Origin of the sequence: Erwinia sp. HR93 (assembly GCF_034555055.1) — a bacterium.
GTDB lineage: Bacteria > Pseudomonadota > Gammaproteobacteria > Enterobacterales > Enterobacteriaceae > Apirhabdus > Apirhabdus apintestini.
The window spans coordinates 3,502,920-3,522,591 of sequence record NZ_JAXUDP010000001.1 but is presented as its reverse complement, the minus strand read 5'-3'; the positions used below and the strand labels follow the sequence as shown (position 1 = coordinate 3,522,591).

General features: G+C 43.8%; 18 protein-coding genes, 1 tRNA gene and 1 pseudogene. 6 read left to right on the top strand and 14 right to left on the bottom strand.

Annotated elements, in window-relative coordinates:
* Nucleotides 1-39: 39 nt before the first annotated feature.
* Nucleotides 40-1,440, top strand: a complete 1,401-nt coding sequence (locus SFA31_RS16455; RefSeq protein ID WP_109241369.1) for an FRG domain-containing protein — start codon at nt 40-42, stop codon at nt 1,438-1,440.
* A 397-nt stretch (nt 1,441-1,837) separates the two neighbouring features.
* Here SFA31_RS16455 and SFA31_RS16450 read toward each other — a convergent pair whose 3' ends face one another.
* Complete coding sequence (locus SFA31_RS16450) at nt 1,838-2,161, bottom strand: helix-turn-helix domain-containing protein (protein WP_182347671.1); 324 nt, start codon at nt 2,159-2,161, stop codon at nt 1,838-1,840.
* A 221-nt stretch (nt 2,162-2,382) separates the two neighbouring features.
* Here SFA31_RS16450 and SFA31_RS16445 point away from each other — a divergent pair, with 221 nt between their 5' ends.
* From SFA31_RS16445 to SFA31_RS16435, 3 genes and pseudogenes are all read left to right on the top strand, one after another.
* Nucleotides 2,383-2,913 carry a membrane lipoprotein lipid attachment site-containing protein gene (locus SFA31_RS16445; protein ID WP_023297916.1) on the top strand — a complete coding sequence of 177 codons (531 nt, stop codon included), beginning with the start codon at nt 2,383-2,385 and terminating at the stop codon, nt 2,911-2,913.
* A 10-nt stretch (nt 2,914-2,923) separates the two neighbouring features.
* Nucleotides 2,924-3,199 (top strand): hypothetical protein, encoded by a 276-nt coding sequence (locus SFA31_RS16440; RefSeq protein ID WP_045328739.1) that lies wholly within the window; start codon nt 2,924-2,926, stop codon nt 3,197-3,199.
* 105 nt (nt 3,200-3,304) lie between these two features.
* Nucleotides 3,305-3,544 (top strand): annotated as a pseudogene (locus SFA31_RS16435) (hypothetical protein); the annotation flags it as partial.
* Between the two features lie 178 nt (nt 3,545-3,722).
* Here SFA31_RS16435 and SFA31_RS16430 read toward each other — a convergent pair.
* Both SFA31_RS16430 and mobQ read right to left on the bottom strand, forming a co-directional pair.
* On the bottom strand, nt 3,723-3,935 hold the full coding sequence (locus tag SFA31_RS16430) for a hypothetical protein (RefSeq protein ID WP_047406826.1): 213 nt from the start codon (nt 3,933-3,935) through the stop codon (nt 3,723-3,725).
* 96 nt (nt 3,936-4,031) lie between these two features.
* Nucleotides 4,032-5,552, bottom strand: coding sequence for a MobQ family relaxase (mobQ, locus tag SFA31_RS16425; protein WP_182347669.1), 1,521 nt, complete (start codon nt 5,550-5,552; stop codon nt 4,032-4,034).
* Between the two features lie 799 nt (nt 5,553-6,351).
* Between mobQ and SFA31_RS16420 the strand changes: the two genes are divergently transcribed.
* Both SFA31_RS16420 and SFA31_RS16415 read left to right on the top strand, forming a co-directional pair.
* A complete protein-coding gene (locus tag SFA31_RS16420) occupies nt 6,352-6,735 on the top strand; it encodes a hypothetical protein (protein WP_045328733.1) in 384 nt (127 codons plus the stop codon).
* Nucleotides 6,735-7,052: a conjugal transfer protein TraD gene (locus tag SFA31_RS16415; protein ID WP_045328731.1), complete on the top strand. Its 318-nt coding sequence runs from the start codon at nt 6,735-6,737 to the stop codon at nt 7,050-7,052. The genes SFA31_RS16420 and SFA31_RS16415 overlap by 1 nt, the downstream gene beginning before the upstream one ends.
* A 456-nt stretch (nt 7,053-7,508) precedes the next feature.
* On the opposite strand, the gene SFA31_RS16410 is transcribed toward SFA31_RS16415, so the two are convergent.
* The 11 genes from SFA31_RS16410 to hypB all read right to left on the bottom strand — a co-directional run bounded on the left by SFA31_RS16410 (nt 7,509) and on the right by hypB (nt 19,672).
* Entirely contained in the window at nt 7,509-9,218 is a 1,710-nt protein-coding gene (locus SFA31_RS16410; RefSeq protein WP_182347707.1) for an ADP-ribosylglycohydrolase family protein, read from the bottom strand.
* A gap of 5 nt (nt 9,219-9,223) precedes the next feature.
* Nucleotides 9,224-9,874 (bottom strand): DarT ssDNA thymidine ADP-ribosyltransferase family protein, encoded by a 651-nt coding sequence (locus SFA31_RS16405; protein WP_045328727.1) that lies wholly within the window; start codon nt 9,872-9,874, stop codon nt 9,224-9,226.
* Nucleotides 9,874-11,277, bottom strand: coding sequence for a UvrD-helicase domain-containing protein (locus tag SFA31_RS16400; protein WP_045328725.1), 1,404 nt, complete (start codon nt 11,275-11,277; stop codon nt 9,874-9,876). Before SFA31_RS16400 ends, SFA31_RS16405 begins: the two co-directional genes overlap by 1 nt.
* Before the next feature lie 119 nt (nt 11,278-11,396).
* Nucleotides 11,397-12,671, bottom strand: coding sequence for a tyrosine-type recombinase/integrase (locus SFA31_RS16395; protein ID WP_182347667.1), 1,275 nt, complete (start codon nt 12,669-12,671; stop codon nt 11,397-11,399).
* Between the two features lie 179 nt (nt 12,672-12,850).
* Nucleotides 12,851-12,926: transfer RNA gene (locus SFA31_RS16390), tRNA-Asn, on the bottom strand.
* Between the two features lie 100 nt (nt 12,927-13,026).
* Nucleotides 13,027-13,812 (bottom strand): DgsA anti-repressor MtfA, encoded by a 786-nt coding sequence (gene mtfA / locus SFA31_RS16385; protein WP_322838956.1) that lies wholly within the window; start codon nt 13,810-13,812, stop codon nt 13,027-13,029.
* Between the two features lie 456 nt (nt 13,813-14,268).
* Entirely contained in the window at nt 14,269-16,362 is a 2,094-nt protein-coding gene (gene flhA / locus SFA31_RS16380) for a formate hydrogenlyase transcriptional activator FlhA (RefSeq protein ID WP_322838955.1), read from the bottom strand.
* Between the two features lie 41 nt (nt 16,363-16,403).
* A complete protein-coding gene (hypE, locus tag SFA31_RS16375) occupies nt 16,404-17,414 on the bottom strand; it encodes a hydrogenase expression/formation protein HypE (protein WP_322838954.1) in 1,011 nt (336 codons plus the stop codon).
* Nucleotides 17,411-18,532 carry a hydrogenase formation protein HypD gene (gene hypD / locus SFA31_RS16370; RefSeq protein WP_322838953.1) on the bottom strand — a complete coding sequence of 374 codons (1,122 nt, stop codon included), beginning with the start codon at nt 18,530-18,532 and terminating at the stop codon, nt 17,411-17,413. The genes hypE and hypD overlap by 4 nt, the downstream gene beginning before the upstream one ends.
* The gene (locus SFA31_RS16365) at nt 18,519-18,809 is read right to left on the bottom strand and encodes a HypC/HybG/HupF family hydrogenase formation chaperone (protein ID WP_322838952.1); all 291 of its coding nucleotides are present in this window, start codon (nt 18,807-18,809) and stop codon (nt 18,519-18,521) included. Before SFA31_RS16365 ends, hypD begins: the two co-directional genes overlap by 14 nt.
* A complete protein-coding gene (hypB, locus tag SFA31_RS16360) occupies nt 18,800-19,672 on the bottom strand; it encodes a hydrogenase nickel incorporation protein HypB (protein ID WP_322838951.1) in 873 nt (290 codons plus the stop codon). Before hypB ends, SFA31_RS16365 begins: the two co-directional genes overlap by 10 nt.

Here is a 19,672-nt window from a genome sequence, read left to right as displayed (position 1 = left end):
ACACATTGTAAGTTTCTATATAAAATAAGGAATATAAAAGTGTATAATCTATTCGTTACAGCAGATACTCAGGCATGGAATGAAGCCAATGGAAGTTATGAATTTACAAGGTCTAGGTTTTTAGAGCATACTGAAGATAAATTAGTTAGGAAATACAAGGATCTCACTAAGGAACAAATTGAGGAAATAAAAGAATTACCCTGCTTATTTCTAGTGGAAAATTTGCAAGGTGAGGCGTTTGTTGGCTCGTTAAAATCTATAACTGCTGATAGATATAAAGTAGAGTTTGAATACAATCTTACGCAAAGAATTTCAGAGGGAGAAATTAATAATCAAACTTTATACTCACTTGGTCTTTCTAAATTTGAAATAATGCGAACCCATTGGGCTATTAAAGATCTAAATCTTTATTCTATTATTGAAAGCCATGGGATAAATCTTCAAAATAATTTAGATGAATATGACCTACGTATCCCACTGGAAGATAAAGCTTCTGACAAAATTGTTTCATTCAAAGCGACATCGTTAAATATTTTCATGGAGCATGTTTTATCTAAACAAAAGAAAAAAGGTTATGATATATTCTATCGTGGGCATAGTGATGTCAAATATAAACTTGAGCCTTCTATCAATAGAACTGATGATAATGGCCGCTATTTATATAGGAATTATGAAAATGTAATGGCAACAGAATTGTTGGTTGAAAATCCTAACGATTTTAATGAAGACAGAACAACATTAGAGAAACTTGTTCGTATGCAACATTATTCATTACCAACTCGTCTGTTGGATATAACCTCAAATCCTCTGATGGCTCTTTACTTCGCCTGCTCTTCTCATAGCAATAAAAAAGATGGAGAGGTTGTAGTTTTTTTCATAAATCAGAAATCAATAAAATTTTTTGATTCAGATACAGTTAACTGTTTGGCAAATATATCGCGGCTTTCGGTAAATGACAAGGAGTCTATAGGTAATAATGTCCAAAAAGAAGAGTATTTATTGAATGATTATGAACTAGATTTATATAAAAAAGATAAAAACAAATCTGAGTCAATTACTAAAATTAACCACTTTAATGCTCTTCCTGAGGTCGGGAGACTTCTTCATTTCATAAAAGAAGATAAATCATATTTTCTTAACAAAATTATACCAAATGATTTGAAGGAAATACTATGCGTCAAAGGTAAGAAAAGCAATGGACGAATTTTATCACAATCAGGATCATTTCTTTTATTTGGCACGGAAATGATGATGTCAGATTTTGGAACGCCTGAGATTTCAATTGAACGTATAATTATTTGTAAGAATGAAAAAGAGAGAATACTAGAAGATCTTGATAAAATGAATATAAATGAAAGTACAGTATATCCGTATATAGAAAACTCAGCAAAATATATAAAAAGAAAGTATGAGAAGAAAATAAATGATGATCAAGAGTAGGTTAAAATAAATTTGGATTTTTTAGGATGAAGCGCCTAAAGAGTATATATCCATGAGATATATTTAGGCGTAAATCTATTGAGGGTATGACCTTATAAAGCACAATCTATAACAGACATGAAATATAATTAAAATACCCTATTATGACGTGTGTTGTAAATGATGTTAAAAGAAATAAAAATACAAAGACATTTTATATAAATAAAAATAAATTGAGGTTTTTAGCTATTACCTACTATCAGCGGTGGAAAGATATTTGGATGAAAATAGAACAATGAACAGGTATATGAAGTTAGTATCCAAATTTGGTTAAGTGAGTAAAGGAAAAACATTCCTTCGCTAAGATGAATTGAACAGTCATTCTGTATGACCACAAATCTATAAATGTAAGTTTAACTTACAATGTTCTATTATCTATTAAGTGTATTATTTTTTCTTTATCTTCCTCAGATAATTTATCAAAGTTTATTACGATAGCAGCTAGTTGATCGTTTTCCACATAAAAATATGCTAATGGGACATTGAGCGTTTGTGCTAATTTCTGTGCAGTATGGATATCTGCTTCATGTACGCCTTTTTCGTATCGATTGATGCGAGTGCTTGCTACAAATTCGTCGATCCCGGCAGCGATACCCAGCCTCTTTTGAGATAATCCAGCTGCAAGCCGCGCTTCTTTTAAACGCTTACAAAAGATGTCTCTATGGGATTCTCGCTGGGTCATAAGCACTCTCATCATTAAGAGCTACGAGAATCGTAGTTTTTCCTTGTTTTCGATACTACGTTTAACGTAGTATCTGCCAGTGATGATGTATTGGTCTATCGATACAGCAAATTTGAATAGTGTCTGATGCCTTCAGTGACTGACGGCTGAACCGTTCATAAGTGTCATTACTTGGACCAGTACAAGTGGTTATTATTTGTTATCGCTGATGGGATAGGAAAATGAAAAAAATCTTAATAATGGCGGGGGCTGTGTTGGTTCTGGCGGGATGTGGTGAAAAAGGCGACTTTGAGAAAACGATCAACGCGAAGATTGGTCAATCGAAAACCTGTTTCTCACTGCGAAACAACGACGTCGCATTCCCTGTCCAGCTATCCAAACCGCGATTTGATGAAACAGGGACTGGAACAGGGTCTGTAATCCTCGACGGCCTCGTAGAACAGGGATTAATGGCCTTTGTCAAAGGCTGGGATAACAATACGCTTGGGATAACAGATGAAGGTAAACAAGCCAAAATCTGGGATGCCAAGGAAGGTGTTTGTATTGGTCGCCGGGTTGTTGATGAGGTGAAGGAATGGACTGAGCCGGGAAACGGTAATCAGAAAGTTGTTCGCGTCTCCTACACATGGAAATTAACTGATATTCCATCGTGGGTGGACAAAAGCGCATTCTCTGGTGTGAAAGGGATGAACGGACCTGCTGATGGTGCCATGAATCTTGTTAAAACCAGCAATGGCTGGAAAGCGATCTAAGGGGTCTATCATGGAAAACAAAACTATCCAGTGTCCGTTTTGCCTGAAAGAAAGTCAGAGAGGTGTTCATGTTTGCACTGGCTGCATGGCGACTGTTTTATATGGAGCCTACCCCGGCTGGTATGCTTTCGTGGTTATATTATTGACCTTCGGTCTGTCTATCCTGATCGGAATGTCTACAGGTATGGCAGGAGCTACCATCAGTCTACCAATTATTGCTGCTGTTGGGTTTGTCGCAGGTAAAGCAATTTTCTCTGATAATGTTGTTTTCAGGCGAAGGATGTAAAATAAAATTTAAACCATGTCTTTTTTTGAAAGGCATGGTTTTATTCTCAGCTTTTTATTTGACATTGGATTTTGTTTTGCTAATTAATAATAAAAAGGAGAGAGTATGAAAATTTTAATAAAATTGAATAATGAGTGGCCTGAACATGTGAGTGGGAACCCTGTCCTTGATGAGTGGCTTCATAAGATTCCTTGGTCCGGTATTGAGTATTTTTTATTATGTGAAGATGGTAACGTTTATCAGTCATATATAAAAATGCCTTTTTCTGTTGAGATAAAGGAATTTCATCTTTTCAGGCATACACACATAGATGAAACTTCATTTATGATTGAAGAAATCAATGAATGGCCTGAAGGTGTTAACATAAGAAAAGGTTTTATATCAAAAACAGATAAGAGACATCCATATAATGAAAAAGAAAATAGCTGTTGGTATGTATCACCTGAAGGGAATGATGCAGTAATCATATTTGATGCCCCTGAGATTCAGGAGCATAAAAACAGGTATAAAGAAATGCCAATCATTACATGCGAAGTTTTCGTGTAGATTTTAATTTTTCTTCAAGCTCGGTCTTTTTTAGCTGAGCTTCTTCTAAAGAACCATAAACCCCAATAACAACCTGAGAAACAATATCAAACACGATATGAAGAGGGATTTCCTGAGTGATTTCCTCTCCTTCCCCGATTCTGTAAGTAAGTGTGGTGCTATGTGGAGTAATCAAGAAACGGTCTGACATATTTAAACCCTTTGATTTTATAAAAGATAAGCATTATGTCAGGGGGTGTTCTGGTTTTCAAGTCCAGTGAACGAGGTTAGTGCGGTAAAAATCATCTCATTTTAGCGGAAAGCCCGGCGGTCTTAATTTAGGCCCGCTGCGCTTACCAGATGAGAGTGTAGGTCTGTACTCCGGTTCGTTGTTGTGTTGTTCAGATTTTTTCACACGACTTGGGAAACGACTAATTTCTTTTCCCGTTGGTTTAAGGACACAGGTCTCAGTTTGATGTTGTTTTTCATCATTATTGAATTTATCACGTTGTTCATATTCATTACGTGACACATGACGACCTAATACCTCATCAAAGATGTAGTTTTCAGCAATACGTTTATCATGTTCTTCACTGATAATATCAACTTTAGTTTTGTCTGTTTTAGCCCATATGAATTTATCTCTGATAAAATCAACCAAAAGAGCAGTAAAGCGTTTAAAGATATTATCCTGACATGGAATAGTCTGTGTCCTCTTAACACGTTCAGGGGCGCTTCTGGATGCCCTGTTTGGGTTTTGAGAGGAGGATGTTTTCAACATAGTATTCATCTCAATATCAGAAATACCGGCTGATGATTTATGACCAGCAGTAACCTTACTGACTTTTGTTTTATCACGATAGGATTTAACGCCACGCATACGAGTATGAGGTGCCGGGGCTACCAGTACAGGTCTTTGCGTTTCTTTGGTAGAAGAATCGGAACGTGTTTTTGGTAATAAAATCTCTTCTGGTTCAGCAAGAACAGCCACGGTGAAGCTTCTGACATCAACAACAATTTCAAGATCAAGTTCGCTGAATGTTTTGTAGACTTCAACGGCTTCTTGCTTGGCAGCATCACGAACAGCCTGTTCAGCAGCACGCTGTTGTTGAGCTGCTTTACTACGCCATTTGGCACTGTGAATACGCTTCATTGCAGGGCGGTTTGTTTCAGCGGCCTTGGCAAGCCATAGCGCTTTTTCTTCATTATCCAGAGCAACCGCTGCTTTCTCTAATGCTTCCTCATGCTGGGATTGGAGAGAACGATGGTCAATACGCTCTGATGAACCAGCAGCAGCAAGGTAGCTGTTAGCCATAGATGCCCATGATTCACGCCAAAAAATAGACATTTTTCTGTCGTTCCAGCTTCTTTCTTTTTTACCAAAACCTTCCGGGCCTATGGCTTTTAAGGTCAACATAACGTGAGCATGAGGATTATCACTATCAAGATCATGGAAAGCGATATCGGCAATCATGCCTTTCTCAACGAAATTTTTCTGGCAATATTCAAGAACAAGCTTTTTCTTATCATCATTGGTTAGCTCAGCGGGGATAGCAACATCGAAATAACGGGATGTTTGACCGTTGTGCTGGCGCTCAACGCTTTCAACTTCATTCCACAATGCTGTAGAGTCTTTTATGATGTGTTCTGGAGCATTAACAGGCGCTAATATGAAATGCCCGCATAAATCAGTACGGCGGCTATAATCATAGGTATCACCTGTTCTTTCATCTGTGATTCTGCAACGAGCATGATAAGCAGCCTTCGCAACGGAAGATCTGCCCTCACTTCGTTTTACAATTTTAAAATCCAGATGAAAAATCGCCATACAATAAAAACAACCTCATATAAATTTAAATATCAAACCAAAATATAAATCTCCAATGCGACTATACTGGTTTTAGTTTTTCGCAAGAAAAACTCTGGTGTTGACGTTGACCTTGGTTTTAGCCTGCGGCAGCAACCGTCGGTAGACCCCACACGCTCACGAAGTGAGTGTATAGGTGGGCATTGCTTTATTTTTATATCTCCTAAAGGAGCTAAAAATAACGACAATGTATAAAGTTTTCTTACTCTTAATTAATAACATTAGTTTGAAGGTCTGTGAAATTAACAGGGGCAGAATCGGATGAACGGCTGAAGTAGTATAATAATATTGGTTTTTTGTGTTTAGATAGCGCCCGTAAGGGCAAAAAGAGTGATTTTCCTCCCGCCGTAAGGCGGGGAAGTTGAATTAAGATAAAATAGCGAAAATAAAAATTACTTTTACGTGTTGCACAATTCACAGGTTAAGAGCTGAAATCATAGTTTGAAAATGGCAGGTGAAAATGATTCCATTAGCCTAATAAAACAAGTAACGGGGTGAGTAAGGGGCTTAAAAAATCCAGTGTGTTTTCAGCAAGGTGTTGCACAATTTCGTTTTACACTGAGCCTCATGGAAATATTAAAACAAAAACACCATTTTTTATGAATAAATCCATCATTAACAGGTCAAGCCTGTTCAGCGAATGATTGTCTGAAACAATCATAAAATGCTGCATTAGGGCTAAGAATCATATTTATTTGACCTTTTTGTTTTTTAATTGTATTGCAAAGGATAATCATTAAAACAACAAAAGGATAAACAAATGACAAATAAATACATTAACTTCATGGGGCTGGATTTCAATAAGGTAGCGGAGATGAAAAAAACGTTCACTGGGTTTGAGAAACGATTACAAATCAACAATGATAACTTTGACGATGAATTATTTTATTTTTGCTGTTTTATGGATTACTTCCTTAAGCGACATGACAACGTATCTTTCCCAGCTTATTATAAATTTTGCGTTTCTCTGGATGCTTACCTGTATTCACTCATGTATCTCGAAGAAAACACCTCAATGACGAACTTAATCGGCTTCTTTCCCGGCAAGCTGTTCTGGCATACCGTTGATAATGGGAATGATGATGTTTTTTATATACTTCTTACATTTTATATGAATGAATGGAAAAAAAAGGAAGCGTTCTGATGAGTAAACAGGGGGATATTGAAAGCAGGAAACCACGAACAGAAAAAACAATTAAACAAAAAATAGCTTCGGCACAGATGCATCTTAATCGCCTTAAGAGCAAGGAAAAATCTTTGACCAAGAGCGCTGAAACGCGTCTGAAGATTATTTTAGGTGCTGAAGTAGCTAAAGCGGTGGGCTGTAAAGTAGAAGAGGTGGATAAAGAGTTAATATTAGGACTGATATTACAATCGTCGAATATTAATGCAGAGGCTAAAGCAAGGATTAAATTACGAGGGAAAAGATTTCTTCAGGATATGGTGGGAAGGCAGGAATAATATATTCATAAAAGCGAAATGAGATTAATATTTCTATGGCGGTTTAAATGATTTTGGGATTTCTACTAATAGTAGAAAGTCGTTATATACTTTGTGATGATATTCAGAAATATGATATAGGCTATAAAAGATATGAGGCGTCAGGAACTTGGTTTGATCCTCAAGATTTTCATGCAATTACGATAATCTTTTATTTAAATAGATAAATGCATTTGACAATCAATATTTAATGTTATATCTAGTAAGTGTTCCTTGAGAACATTCACTTCAATGAAGTGTCTGATTGCCCCATATATGGGGAGTGGTTTACAGCCCAATGGGCTGATTTAGTTGCCCCAAGTATGGGGATATGTATTCTCTCCAATGGAGAGTTTCCTTAGCGGGAAATAACAAAGGGCCTTGCGGCCCTTTGTTATATATCAGTCAGATGTTGCAAGATTGAAAACTTACATAAAATCAATTCTTTCTACGTTGGCGAACAATTTTAGCTTTGGCTATAATTGCTGTGAAGCTTACAGCCATTTGTATAGATTGAGTTGAATCTATGCAAGAATTTAACAATCGACCTAAAGTCAAATCATCAAAATTAGAATTAATAACATCATCAGTTGCTTGGTCGAGAGGGTCCTTCTCGTTACTTGTATTAATTCTATTATCTCTGATATGTGTGTCACAATTGTTTAGAGGTAATGTATATTGTGATTTAGGGTTTTTTACTTCAGACGAAATAGTTGGCTTTTGTGACCTTTTTTCAAAATCACTAAACTGATTTGTTATTTCTTTAGGAAGTTGCTCAGGATTTAACTCTAATTTAATTATATTTCTTCGTTTGACCAGAATAGTCTGACCAAAAGGTAATGAAAACCATTGCCATACAGCATTATTGGCATGAAATTCTTCATTGTTAACTGGTATTAACTCACCAAGACCCATCATTGCTATATTATTTTTATGCAAACCTACGACATCAATTTGATTAACAGGGGGGGTCCAGTTGCCAATGTCAGGATAATTAAATGCCTGATATTGAGCATTACCATTTCCCATATTCATTAAGCGCAATGCTTCGGTGATTATATAGTCTTTATCTTGTATAGCCCAATCAGGGTGGGTATCGCATATTGCCCCCAGCATTGCACCACACATTGTTGCTATGGTATCTGTATCACTATCTAGCTCATTTGCTGAACAAATTAATGCTTCTTTGATACCTATATCTTTATACATATAGGCCAACGCTGAAGCAGCAAGTGCAGTTTTAATACCAGAGCCACGGAATTTACTTGTCAGGCAACCTAACCTATCTAGAATTTCATGGTAGCACTCATTACTTGAAGTTACGACCAACTTTGATATCTTATCAATGTCATTCAGTAGTTCAATTTTTATCTTTTCAATAGAGTTAGATAATGAGGTTTTATTATTTTCCTCCCATGCTGATAACCAGAATGTATTAAGCTGAGAGTCATTTCTAATAATATATGGAATGTCAGATAATTTTTCTACATAGGAAAGCCAATCTTTTGGTGACGGTATTTTTTTATTCGCAATTGTATCATAAAGAGCTAATGCATGAAAAAATGCACCGCAAAACCCATGGGGGTGACCATGAGTAACTAAAGAATCTCTTAGTGTATTTAATAAATAGTTATCTTGATAATCTTTATTGAACGAACTCCAAACATGAGGCTGAATGCGCATTGCTGCACCATTTCCTCCGCTTGTAAAATAATTTTGTTTCCCGTTTTCAAAAAAGTTAGAAAACCAAGAGACTGTTCTTTTCGATAAGTTTTGGGCCGCAGTTTTAGTTCCCAGACCACCACCTAAAGCATAACTGGGCCATATAGTAAGTTCTATTTTCGCGAAACTTTCCACATCGAAAAAACCACCTTCACGTATTGAACGTGAAACTGCAAGTCTCAACTGAGTATCATCAGAATATGCACCAGCAGGTAATTTAGCTTTGACGCCGCCTTTTCCGCCTATAACTCGTTCCCAAGGTTGAGTCTGGATTGCTCTGGCCGAACCAATCCGACGCTTAACGCCATTCTCCCCATGGGATAGTTCTGTTATCCAACCTAGAGCGTCGCCAGCAGCAGCCCATAATGATGAATTAATAATGCTTTTTTCGAGAGTTGAAATCTCTTTAACTATTTGATTTTTCATTGTTTTCAATTTGGCATCCCCGCAAATTTTTCTGGAGAAATCACGATCTCAATTCCATCAAACTCAAATTCATCTAGCCATCCTCCAACTATATCATGTGTTTCGTCATCAATCACATAGATGCGTTTTAGCCAATTGGTAGAAATTTCTTGAGGGTAAAGGACTTCAGCTTGTTCGCAAGTTGGCAAGCATAGTGGCCGATTCCGACGAAAAGCTTTCCATCCCGTTTTTCTCTCTATGATTGGTTCAAAGAGAGAATCGAACCCAGTACTCCCTGACTGCCGTATGCATGGGGCATAGGAGTTATTTGTAGTGGCGAAATAAACATTTTCATGAGTAATAATGATTGGGTCAAAAGATAATATTGACCACCATATGTTTTGATCTTTATGCCATCTCTTGGATACATCAAAATACCTTCTATTGATCTCAGAAATTGATAAGTTTACATAGTCTATCCAGTTTTCTTTTTTATCAAAATATTCTGAAATTTCAGGGCGAATGGCTGCATTTGGATATAGTATATGCTGTAATAACTTATCATCTGTAAGCCGATATCTTGATAGGAGCTTTTTGCTAACTAAGGTTCCTAATAATCCTCTATTAGTTGTGAAATGTAATATTTCTGATATTCCTCTTTCCTTGTAATTAATCATTATAGGTTTACCTCTTTGTATGTCCCTTCCTCAAGGAATTGCAAGAGGTCAGACTCTTCTCCTTTTTTATAGCCTAAAAAAACACCTTTCCGGGACCTAGCTATTGCCATAGCTAATAATTTTCTTAAAACCAAAAATTGGTCATCAATGTTTTCTTCAGAGTAAGCAGTCGTCTGATCACTAAGCCCTAAAATGAATACGTAATCAAATTCTAATCCTTTAACTGAGTGAAATGTTGATAAGGCTATACTAGCATCCATATCGCACCAATCTGAGTCTCGTGTTATATCTCTAAAACTTAAGTTGTTAGAATGAAGTTTAGTCCTTAAAAATGAAAAACAGCCGCCTCCTAGCGGATGTAAGAATGCAACAGTTTCGACATTTAAATCAATATTTATTTTTATAAAATCTATCGCGTAGCTAATTTGATTTCTATATATACCACAAATGACTTCTGGTAAAATACCATCAGTAATGGCTTCATGTAAGTTTGGAATTGAGCCATCGTCTTCAACATTTATTCCTCGTAAAAAGGATGCTGCGAATTTTGCTATTTGTTTGGTATTTCTATAATTAATTTTTAGTCTGTGTGTTCTTTCTGGGCGGACGTCAAAACCAGCCTCAGACCATGTAAATCCTCTTGCATATATACGTTGGATTGTATCTGTAACAAAAGTAATCGTGTGGTAATCTGCGAGATGGTGCTTGATTGCACGAAGCTGATTTGCAGAAAAATCCTGTGTTTCATCAACAATGATAATTTCATAACCTAATGATGGGATATTTCTACCCATCATCACTGCAAGGTCATTCCAATCAATACTCCTATAATTCGATAGTGTTTTTTTATAGGGATTAACTATCTCATTTAAAATTCGCTGCCTTAATTCTCTATCGACTCTTGGCGTATTTCCTCGTCCTGTTCTTTCCGTATGTATATAATCATTAATGCTTTCAGGTGGATATCTACCTAGTAAGTATTCCACCTCTTTTATTACGTATTTTGGGGATAATATATTTGTGTTTCTGGCTAATGTATAAATGGTTTCATCGATTTTATCGAATATATTGGGGCGGCTATGTAACTTGTTGATAGCCCACCGACTAAATGTACTTATTTCAATATTTATTTTTATGCTGGGGTCAAGTTGACTATAAACTAAGTTTTTAATATATCCAGATAAAGTTCGGTTAAACGTTAATACTAAGATATTGATTGGTTCTATATTGTTTTCTCGACGATGCTTTGTCTGGATCATGTAGCATAAAGATTTTAATCTCAATAGGGCGGTAGTAGTTTTACCGCTCCCTGCTGAACCATAAATGACTTCTACTCCCGGTCGATTCTGTCCCGCTAATGCACGCTGTTCGGGGGTTGGGGTGACTATTGACAAAAATCTCATAATATTTCCTTATAACTAAAAATGATATCAATGCAATAATAATATTTTGTGTATCGGGTATATGTCCCCACAAAGCTGATGTACGATCTAATCAAATGCCACCTTTAGCATAAACGAAGTTAAATTCGCTGTGCAAACTCAAATGGCCTGACCATACCGCTATGGTTCGCATCCAGATAATCAGCCCACCACTGAAGCATCAGGCGGCGCTGGTCAAGGTGCTTGGCTTTGTGGGTATAAGCTGCACGGACGCTATTGCTTTCCTTGTGGCTCATTTGAAGCTCTACAGCGTCTTCTGACCACAAACCAGACTCAATTAAGGCACTACAGGCCAGTGTGCGGAAGCCATGACCACAAATGTCCTTCAGGGTATCGTAGCCCATCTTACGTAGCGCCTTGTTTATGGTGTTTTCACTCATCGGTTTAAAGCTGTCATAGCTGCCTGTGAAGATAAAACCGGCATCATTGCCATCTTCATAGGTAAGCTGTTTAATTTCTTTCAAGAGCGCAATTGCCTGACGGCAGAGAGGGATGAAGTGCTTACGCTTCATCTTGGTGCCACGACCCGAATATTTCACGCCGTCGATGACTTCCCGCTGTTCGGGGATAACCCACAGCTTGCTCCTGAAATCGATCTCTGACCATCTGGCGAAGCGTAGTTCACTGGAACGAACAAATACCAGCAGGTTAAGCTGAATCGCCAGCGTGGTCAGTCTGCGGCCTTTGTAGGCATCAATACGTTCAAGTAGCAATGGGATCTCTTCAAGCTCCAGCGCCGGACGATGTTCCGTTTCTGGCTTCTGTATGGAGCCTTCCAGATCGTAAGCCGGGTTATAGCGAATAAGCTGTTGCTGGACGGCATAGCGTAAAATGGACGTCACGTATTGCTTAACTCGTGTAGCAACTTCGAGATAGCCAAGGGCTTCTACTTTTTTTATGGGGACTAACAGATCGCCAGTGGCAAGCTCGGTAACGTCTCGGTTGCCAATATCCGGGAAGATATAGGTTTCAAGGCGATTCAATACGGTATGACGATAATCTTCTGACCATTTCTTTTTAGTAGAAAACCACGCTTTGGCAACAGCTTTGAAAGAACGAATGTTGTCGCGTTTGGCTTTCAGCTCTTTAACTTCGGCCTGTTTCTTTGCATTAGGGTCAATGCCCTGAGCAAGAAGTCTTTTAGCTTCATCACGGCGTTGTCTTGCATCAGCAAGTGAAACAGCAGGGTAAACACCGATAGAGAAAAGTTTTTGCTTCCCTTCGAAGCGGTAAGCCATTTGCCAGTATTTCGAACCTTTAGGGGTAACGCGAAGGAACATACCAAAGCCATCGGTTAGCTTATATTCCTTCTCAAGGGGTTTTGCATTTTTTGCTTTAATATCAGTTAGTGACATGAAACCCCCCCTCGATTGTTGGTAAAAGGCAAATCGAACCAGCATTACCAGCATTTTTACCATCAAAATGATGTGGCTTCGAGTGGTTTTTAGTGAACGAGGGTGAACGTGAAAGAAGGGATAACCAACTGATAGAAATGCAGAAAGCAGACGTCAGTGAACGTCTGCTTCCCTTAAATTGGCTCCTCTGACTGGACTCGAACCAGTGACATACGGATTAACAGTCCGCCGTTCTACCGACTGAACTACAGAGGAATTGTGTGAACGGGGCGCATGATAATCGTGGCTAAAACCTCTGTCAATAAGGAATCTAACCGGTTGATTCAAATGATTAATTAAACACCATATTGCTGCATTAACGTTCGCCGTGGGGCGATGTCGCGCTACTATGCAACCGCGAAAGCGGATCCTGACGATAGAAGGCACAAAAGCGCTGCCAGAGTGCAGGGAAGCGCGGAGCGAATAGCTCAGGCGCGCTGAAAAAATACTCTGATAGAACGGCAAAGCATTCAGCCGGATCGGTGGCGGCATAGGCATCAATACTAGCGGCACCTGCGCCAACTAACTCCACTTCGGCCTGGATATTGTCCATTGCCGCATGTAAGTCGTGCTCCCAGCCGGCGATGTGGCGTAGCGGAATGTGCGGCACGCCGTTGGCGCGATCGCCGTTGCGCATATCAATTTTGTGCGCCACTTCGTGGATCACCAGATTAAACCCGGATGCGTCGAAAGAATCCTGCACGTCCAGCCAGTTAAGGATCACTGGGCCTTGATGCCAGCTTTGACCTGATTGCACCGTGCGCTCGCGGTGAACCAGGCCAATATCATCTTCCCATTCGTCGTCTACGATAAACGGTTCCGGGTAAATAAGCACGTCGTGGAACCCATCCAGCCAGTCGAGCCCTGGAGATAAAACCGGGAGGCAAAAGAGCAGGGCGATACGCGCCTCCTGAAGCGGCGTTAACGTACAGCCGTGCAGCGGAACCAGCCTTTTTTGGGTTAAGAAAACCGCGCTCAGCGCTACCAGCCGCTCACGCTCATCGGTGGAGAGCGCGCCCAGCAGCGGAATCGCCAGCGCCTCACCCCAGGGATAAGGCGTATCAACCGTCGGTAATGGTGTTTTCCACGGCCATTTAATCATCGCTTTGCTCGCAAATTCGTCATCTGCATTATCTTTACGGTTGAGAACTGTTAACTAGCGGCAGCACCAGGCATGTTAATGATCTGATGGAGAGATGCCGGAGCGGCTGAGCGGATGGGTCATGAAAATCGGCATAGGGCAACGCGACCAGTGGCGTTGCCCTTCTCTCTGCCAGTAAAGCAGCAAATAGCGCTGCTTTATCGCCGGGGAGGATAAAAGGCGGCACCGTTGTAACGTTACTTCCACCGCCGCGCCGCTATACCCTACGCTCATACCAAAGCTAAAACAGCCCGAAATACCGTTAGTTTAATCGCCGCCTTTTACTAAGTCATCGCGATGTTATGGAACTTGGGAGCAGACTCTACTTTTGTCATGAATGCAAAGCGCAATTTGCCTTTTTTATCCGCGCCGGATTATGTTTTACAACCACCGGCAGCGTGATCGGCGCGGCTCTGCTTACGGTAAAATTGCATTTTTATCTATACCCAGCCGCTTCATGCGGGAAAGCAGGGTGGTGCGCTTCATGCCTAACCGCATCGCCGCGCCGCGCGGCCCGGCAATCACGCCGTTGGCCTCTTTAAGCACGCGGATAATACGCTGAGATTCGTCTTCATTACCCCGGGCTTCGCAGGCATGCGATGGCTGGGGCAGCGCGGTGAGCCCATCGTGAAGATTATCGATATCCGGCAGCGTAAGTTGCAGCACATTTCCCCGCGTTAGCAATACCGCGCGTTCAATCACATTTTCCAGTTCCCGCACATTGCCAGGCCACTCCATACTACTAAGCTTTCGCAGCGTACCGGCGGGGATACTGTCGATGTTGCGGCCTAGCCGATGGGCAATCTTAGATGTGAATGCCTTCGCGAGTAGCGGGATATCTTCCGGACGTTCCCGCAGCGGTGGGATATAAATTGGGAATACGTTAAGTCGATAGTATAAATCGCTACGGAATTCCCGACTTGCGACCATCTGCTTCAGGTCTCGATTAGTTGCGGCAATTAGGCGCACATCGGTCTGGATAAGACGATTGCTGCCAAGTCGTTCAAACTCCTGTTCCTGTAACACGCGTAGCAGCTTCGGCTGAAGCTCCGGAGGCATATCTCCCACTTCATCCAAAAATAGCGTACTTTTATCGGCCAGTTCAAAGCGACCTATACGCTGAGCGCTGGCGCCGGTAAACGCACCGCGCTCATGGCCGAATAAATCACTCTCAAGCAGCCCCGTCGGCATTGCCGCGCAGTTCAGTTTCACCATGCGCCGGCCGCTGCGATCGCTCAGGTTATGAATCGCCCGGGCAATAAGCTCTTTTCCGGTTCCGGTTTCACCCAGAATCAGCACGGTGCTATCGCTTTGCGCCACCATCTCAACCTGCTTCATAACGGCCATCATGGCCTCGCTGCGGCCGATGATTTCGCCGAAATCGGCGTCGATGTTATTAATTTGCTCGGTTAGCGCCAGGTTTTCATCAATTAACCGCTCTTTAAGGCGGCTGATTTCCCGATACGCCAGCGCGTTATCCACGGCAATCGCCACGCGTTCAGCAATCTGGCGCAGTAATTTCAGATTGGCGGAGGTAAACGCCTGTGCTTTACACTGCGCGAGTTTAAGCACGCCGAGTACGCGATCGCTGTAAATTAGCGGAAATAAACACAGGGTCTGATCCTGTTCGCCCCACATATCAAATAGCATGCGCTCATACGGTGCATGGTCGTCGCGGCAGTTTAAATTAAGCAATAGCATCTCTTTGCTACGCATCACTTTTTCCGACAGCGTGTCTTTTTCATCGACTTCGCTTCTGTCGTGCAGCGGCGCGTCTTTATCTACATAATGCGTAGAGTAAATGAGCAATTTTCCGCGGCGGTTGCTGCGCAGCGCCATACTAATGGAATCAATCCCGAAATTGCGCTGGATCTCGCGGGAAACCTCTGTAACCAGTTCGTCGAGATCGAGTTTCGAGAGCACCGCGTTGGTAATGGCGACCAGTAAACGGAAATCGTTGCGCTCGCGGCACAGTAGCGCGTAATTGTCGCTATTATCGAGCCGCATCTGGATTTGCTCCACCGCCAGGCCAATTATCTGAGTGAGCGTTTGCAGGCGGGAAAACGCCTTTTCTGTCCACGGCGTATCGGTCATACGCAGCAGCTCACAGCCGCCGAAAATGCGACCTTCCGCCGCCAGCGGCATCAAACAATAGTGGTGAAAACCGGGGTAAAGCGGTGATGCCGCCAGTCGCGGCCAGGTCTCCTGGAATTCACTGGCGCGGCAGTACAGAATATCCGGGCGCGACAGAGTGCGGCGGAGTGGGCCGTGCGGTAAGAGCATTTCATCTTCAACGCGTATGTCATGACCCTGTTCATCGGCGCTAAACAAACCTACGCTGTGCTGCCCGGCTCGCCATAGCAAAATTGAGACGCGATCGGCAAGCCCTAACTGCTGGAGATGCGCTTGCAGCGTCTGCGCTAAGGCACACAGATCGGGCTGCTGTAGCAACGTTCGCGTAATTTCAAACAAACCTTGTTCACCCAAATCGCTGGTGGGGGTATACGACATGCTTCATATCCAGAAAAGTGAAACGTAATAAAATGGCGGTCTCAGCAAATACGCGGCAAAGGCTCTGCGTGGGGTAAATCCAGCGAGCGTTTAACGCCATAAAGCCCGCTAAGCCTGATGCCGCGCTGTGAAGTTACCTCTCCGATAATGGCAGCATTGCGGCCAAGGGGATGGCTGCGCAGCGCTTCAAGCGCCCGCTCTGCGGCATTTCTTTGTACTGCGATAACCAGTTTTCCTTCATTGGCGAAATTGAGGGGGTCCAGCCCAAGAAGTTCGCAGGCGCCTCTGATTGCCGGTTTCACCGGCAGCGCCGTTTCCTGTAACTCAATGCCGTGCCCGCAGACGGCGGCGAATTCGTGTATTACGGCGTTGACGCCGCCGCGCGTTGCATCGCGCAGTGCCCGTACACCCGGCAAAGCGACCAGGGTTTGTATCAGCGGGGTTAATATTGCGCAGTCGCTTTGCAGGTCGCCGTCCAGCCCAAGTTGTTCACGCAGGTTCAGAATAGTGGCGCCATGATCGCCCAGCGTGCCGCTGACTAACAGCATATCTCCGGGCTGGATATGCCGGGCGCCCCAGTTTAGCCCAGTCGGAATGCTGCCCAGCCCGGAAGTATTAATAAATAGCTTATCTGCCGCGCCGTGCGGCACTACTTTTGTATCTCCGGTAACGATAGCGATGCCCGCTGCTTTTGCCTCGGCGGCCATGCTCGTCACGATGCGTTCAAGAGTTTCTATTTCCAGCCCTTCTTCCAAAATAAAACCGCAGGATAGCCAGCGGGGGAGCGCGCCGCTAACGGCAATATCGTTCGCGGTGCCGCATACCGCCAGTTTCCCAATATCGCCACCGGGGAAAAATAAAGGATCGATGACGTAACTGTCAGTAGAATATGCCAGACGGTCGCCCGCCCCGGTAAGCGTCTGCAGCGGAATTCGCGCCTGATCTTCCTGTTCGCTGAGAAAAGGGTTAGCGAAGGCGCTTATAAATAACGCATCGATTAACTGCTGCATTGCCTGGCCGCCGCTGCCGTGGGCAAGCGTAATCTGTTTCATACTTCACTCTCCTGAGCTCGATACTGATACCAGGCGCTGCAGGCGCCTTCTGACGATACCATCAGTGCGCCGAATGCGTTATGCGGCGTACAGCGTGTACCAAATAGCGGGCAATGCGTCGGTTTACAGCGTCCGGTAAGGACATCGCCGCAGCGCGATGCCGGGTTATCCTCGGTATCGGGAACATTAGGGTGAAAGCGCTGTTCTGCGTCGAACTGACGATAAGCTCCGCGTAGCTGAACATTCGAATTATCGATAGTGCCCAGCCCGCGCCATTCTGCGCCGCCTCTGACTTCGAATACTTCATCCATGGCGCGCCGTGCGGCAATGTTGCCAGCCTCGGGAACGATGCGCCGGTATTGGTTTTCCACCCGGCAGGCTCCGGTTATTTTTTGCGAAACCAGCATCAGCACGCTTTGCAGTAGATCGAGAGGCTCAAAACCGGCGATTGCCACCGGGCGTCGATACTGTCCGGCGATAAAATCGTAGGCGTGCGTGCCAGTTATCATGCTGACGTGGCCCGGCGCCAGGAAAGCGTCAATACCGTGATCCGGCAGCGTTAATAAGCGCTGCAGCACGGGCGGCAGGGTAATGTGCTGGCAAAATAGGGTAAAATTTGTGAGCCTTTCGCGCCAGGCGCGCTGGAGCGTGACAGCGGTTGCGGGCATCGTGGTTTCAAATCCCAGTCCAAACAAAACGATTTCTCTGTTCGGATTCTGGCGGGCAATAGCCAGAGCGTCAGCCGGAGAATACAGGATACGAATATCCGCGCCGCGCGCCCGGGCGCTCAGCAGCGATCCGCTGCGGCCCGGCACACGCATTGCATCGCCGAAGGTGCAAAAAATCACTTCCGGTCGGGAGGCGATATCGATACAGGCGTCTATGCGTCCCATCGGCAGCACGCATACCGGGCATCCGGGACCGTGAATAAATTCAATATTTTCCGGAAGCAGGCGGTCCAGACCAAACTTAAAAATGGCATGCGTATGCCCGCCGCAGACCTCCATAATACGCAGCGGTCGCTGGCAGTTATAGGGCAGGGCGCGCGCGCGCGCGGAGAGCGCCTCGATAAGCGGCATTACCTGCTGCGGGTTACGGTATTCATCAACGAAGCGCATCGGGAACCTCTTCGCCAAACAGCAGCGGGCCGACATCTGGCTCTAGCTCATACATATGCTGCAGCGCAGCCAGCGTATCCAGCGCCTCTGCCTCGTCAATAACGCTCATTGCAAAACCGACGTGCACCAGTACCCATTGGCCCATCCGGCTGACGCCGCGTTCATCATGGGTGCCGACCAGCGTCAGGTCGACTGCGCGTACCACGCCGCAGACATCGACCCTGGCCTGCATGTCTCCGGCGATGTGGCAAATCCTGCCGGGTATGCCTATGCACATCGCTGTGCCTCCAGCCAGGTTAGCCAGTCATCCATGCCCGCGCCGCCGGTGGCAGAAACGTGCAAAATCTCTATTTCTGGATTGACCTGTCGGGCATAAGCCAGGCACTGGTCTACATCGAAATTGATATAGGGGAGCAGGTCGATTTTATTTAACAGCATCAGAGAAGCAGCGGCAAACATATGCGGATATTTCAGCGGTTTATCTTCGCCTTCCGTTACGGACAGCACGGCAACTTTATGGCGCTCGCCTAAATCAAAACCCGCCGGACATACCAGATTGCCAACATTTTCAATGAACAGAATGCCGTTTGCGGCAAGAGGCAGGCGCTGCATCGCGTCTTCTATCATCTGCGCATCAAGATGGCAGCCTTTGCCGGTATTAACCTGAATAGCGGGGGTACCCGTGGCGCGGATACGCTGCGCGTCGTTTATTGTTTGCTGATCGCCTTCAATAACGGCGCACGGGACGCGCTGTTTAAGGCGCATCAGCGTGGCGGCCAGCAGCGTGGTTTTCCCTGACCCCGGGCTGGACACCAAATTGAGCGCCAGTTGGTTGCGGGCGGCGAATCGCGTGCGGTTGTGTCGGGCGATGCGGTTGTTTTTGTCCAGCACGTTCATTTCGATTTCCACCATTTTACGCTGGCTCAGGCCCGGTGCGTGTGAACCCGCCGCGCCGCGGCCATAATCGAGACTGTGCGCCGCAGGTTGCCAGCGCGCCGGATGTTCCGTACTAAAAGAATGAACAGTGAATGGCGCGCGCGGGGCGGCGGAAAAAGGCGCCCTGCGAAACGGAGAGTGGAAGCTATCTTCATCGCCTTCAATAGCGTGATTGCCTTGCGCGCAGCCGCAGGTGGTACACAT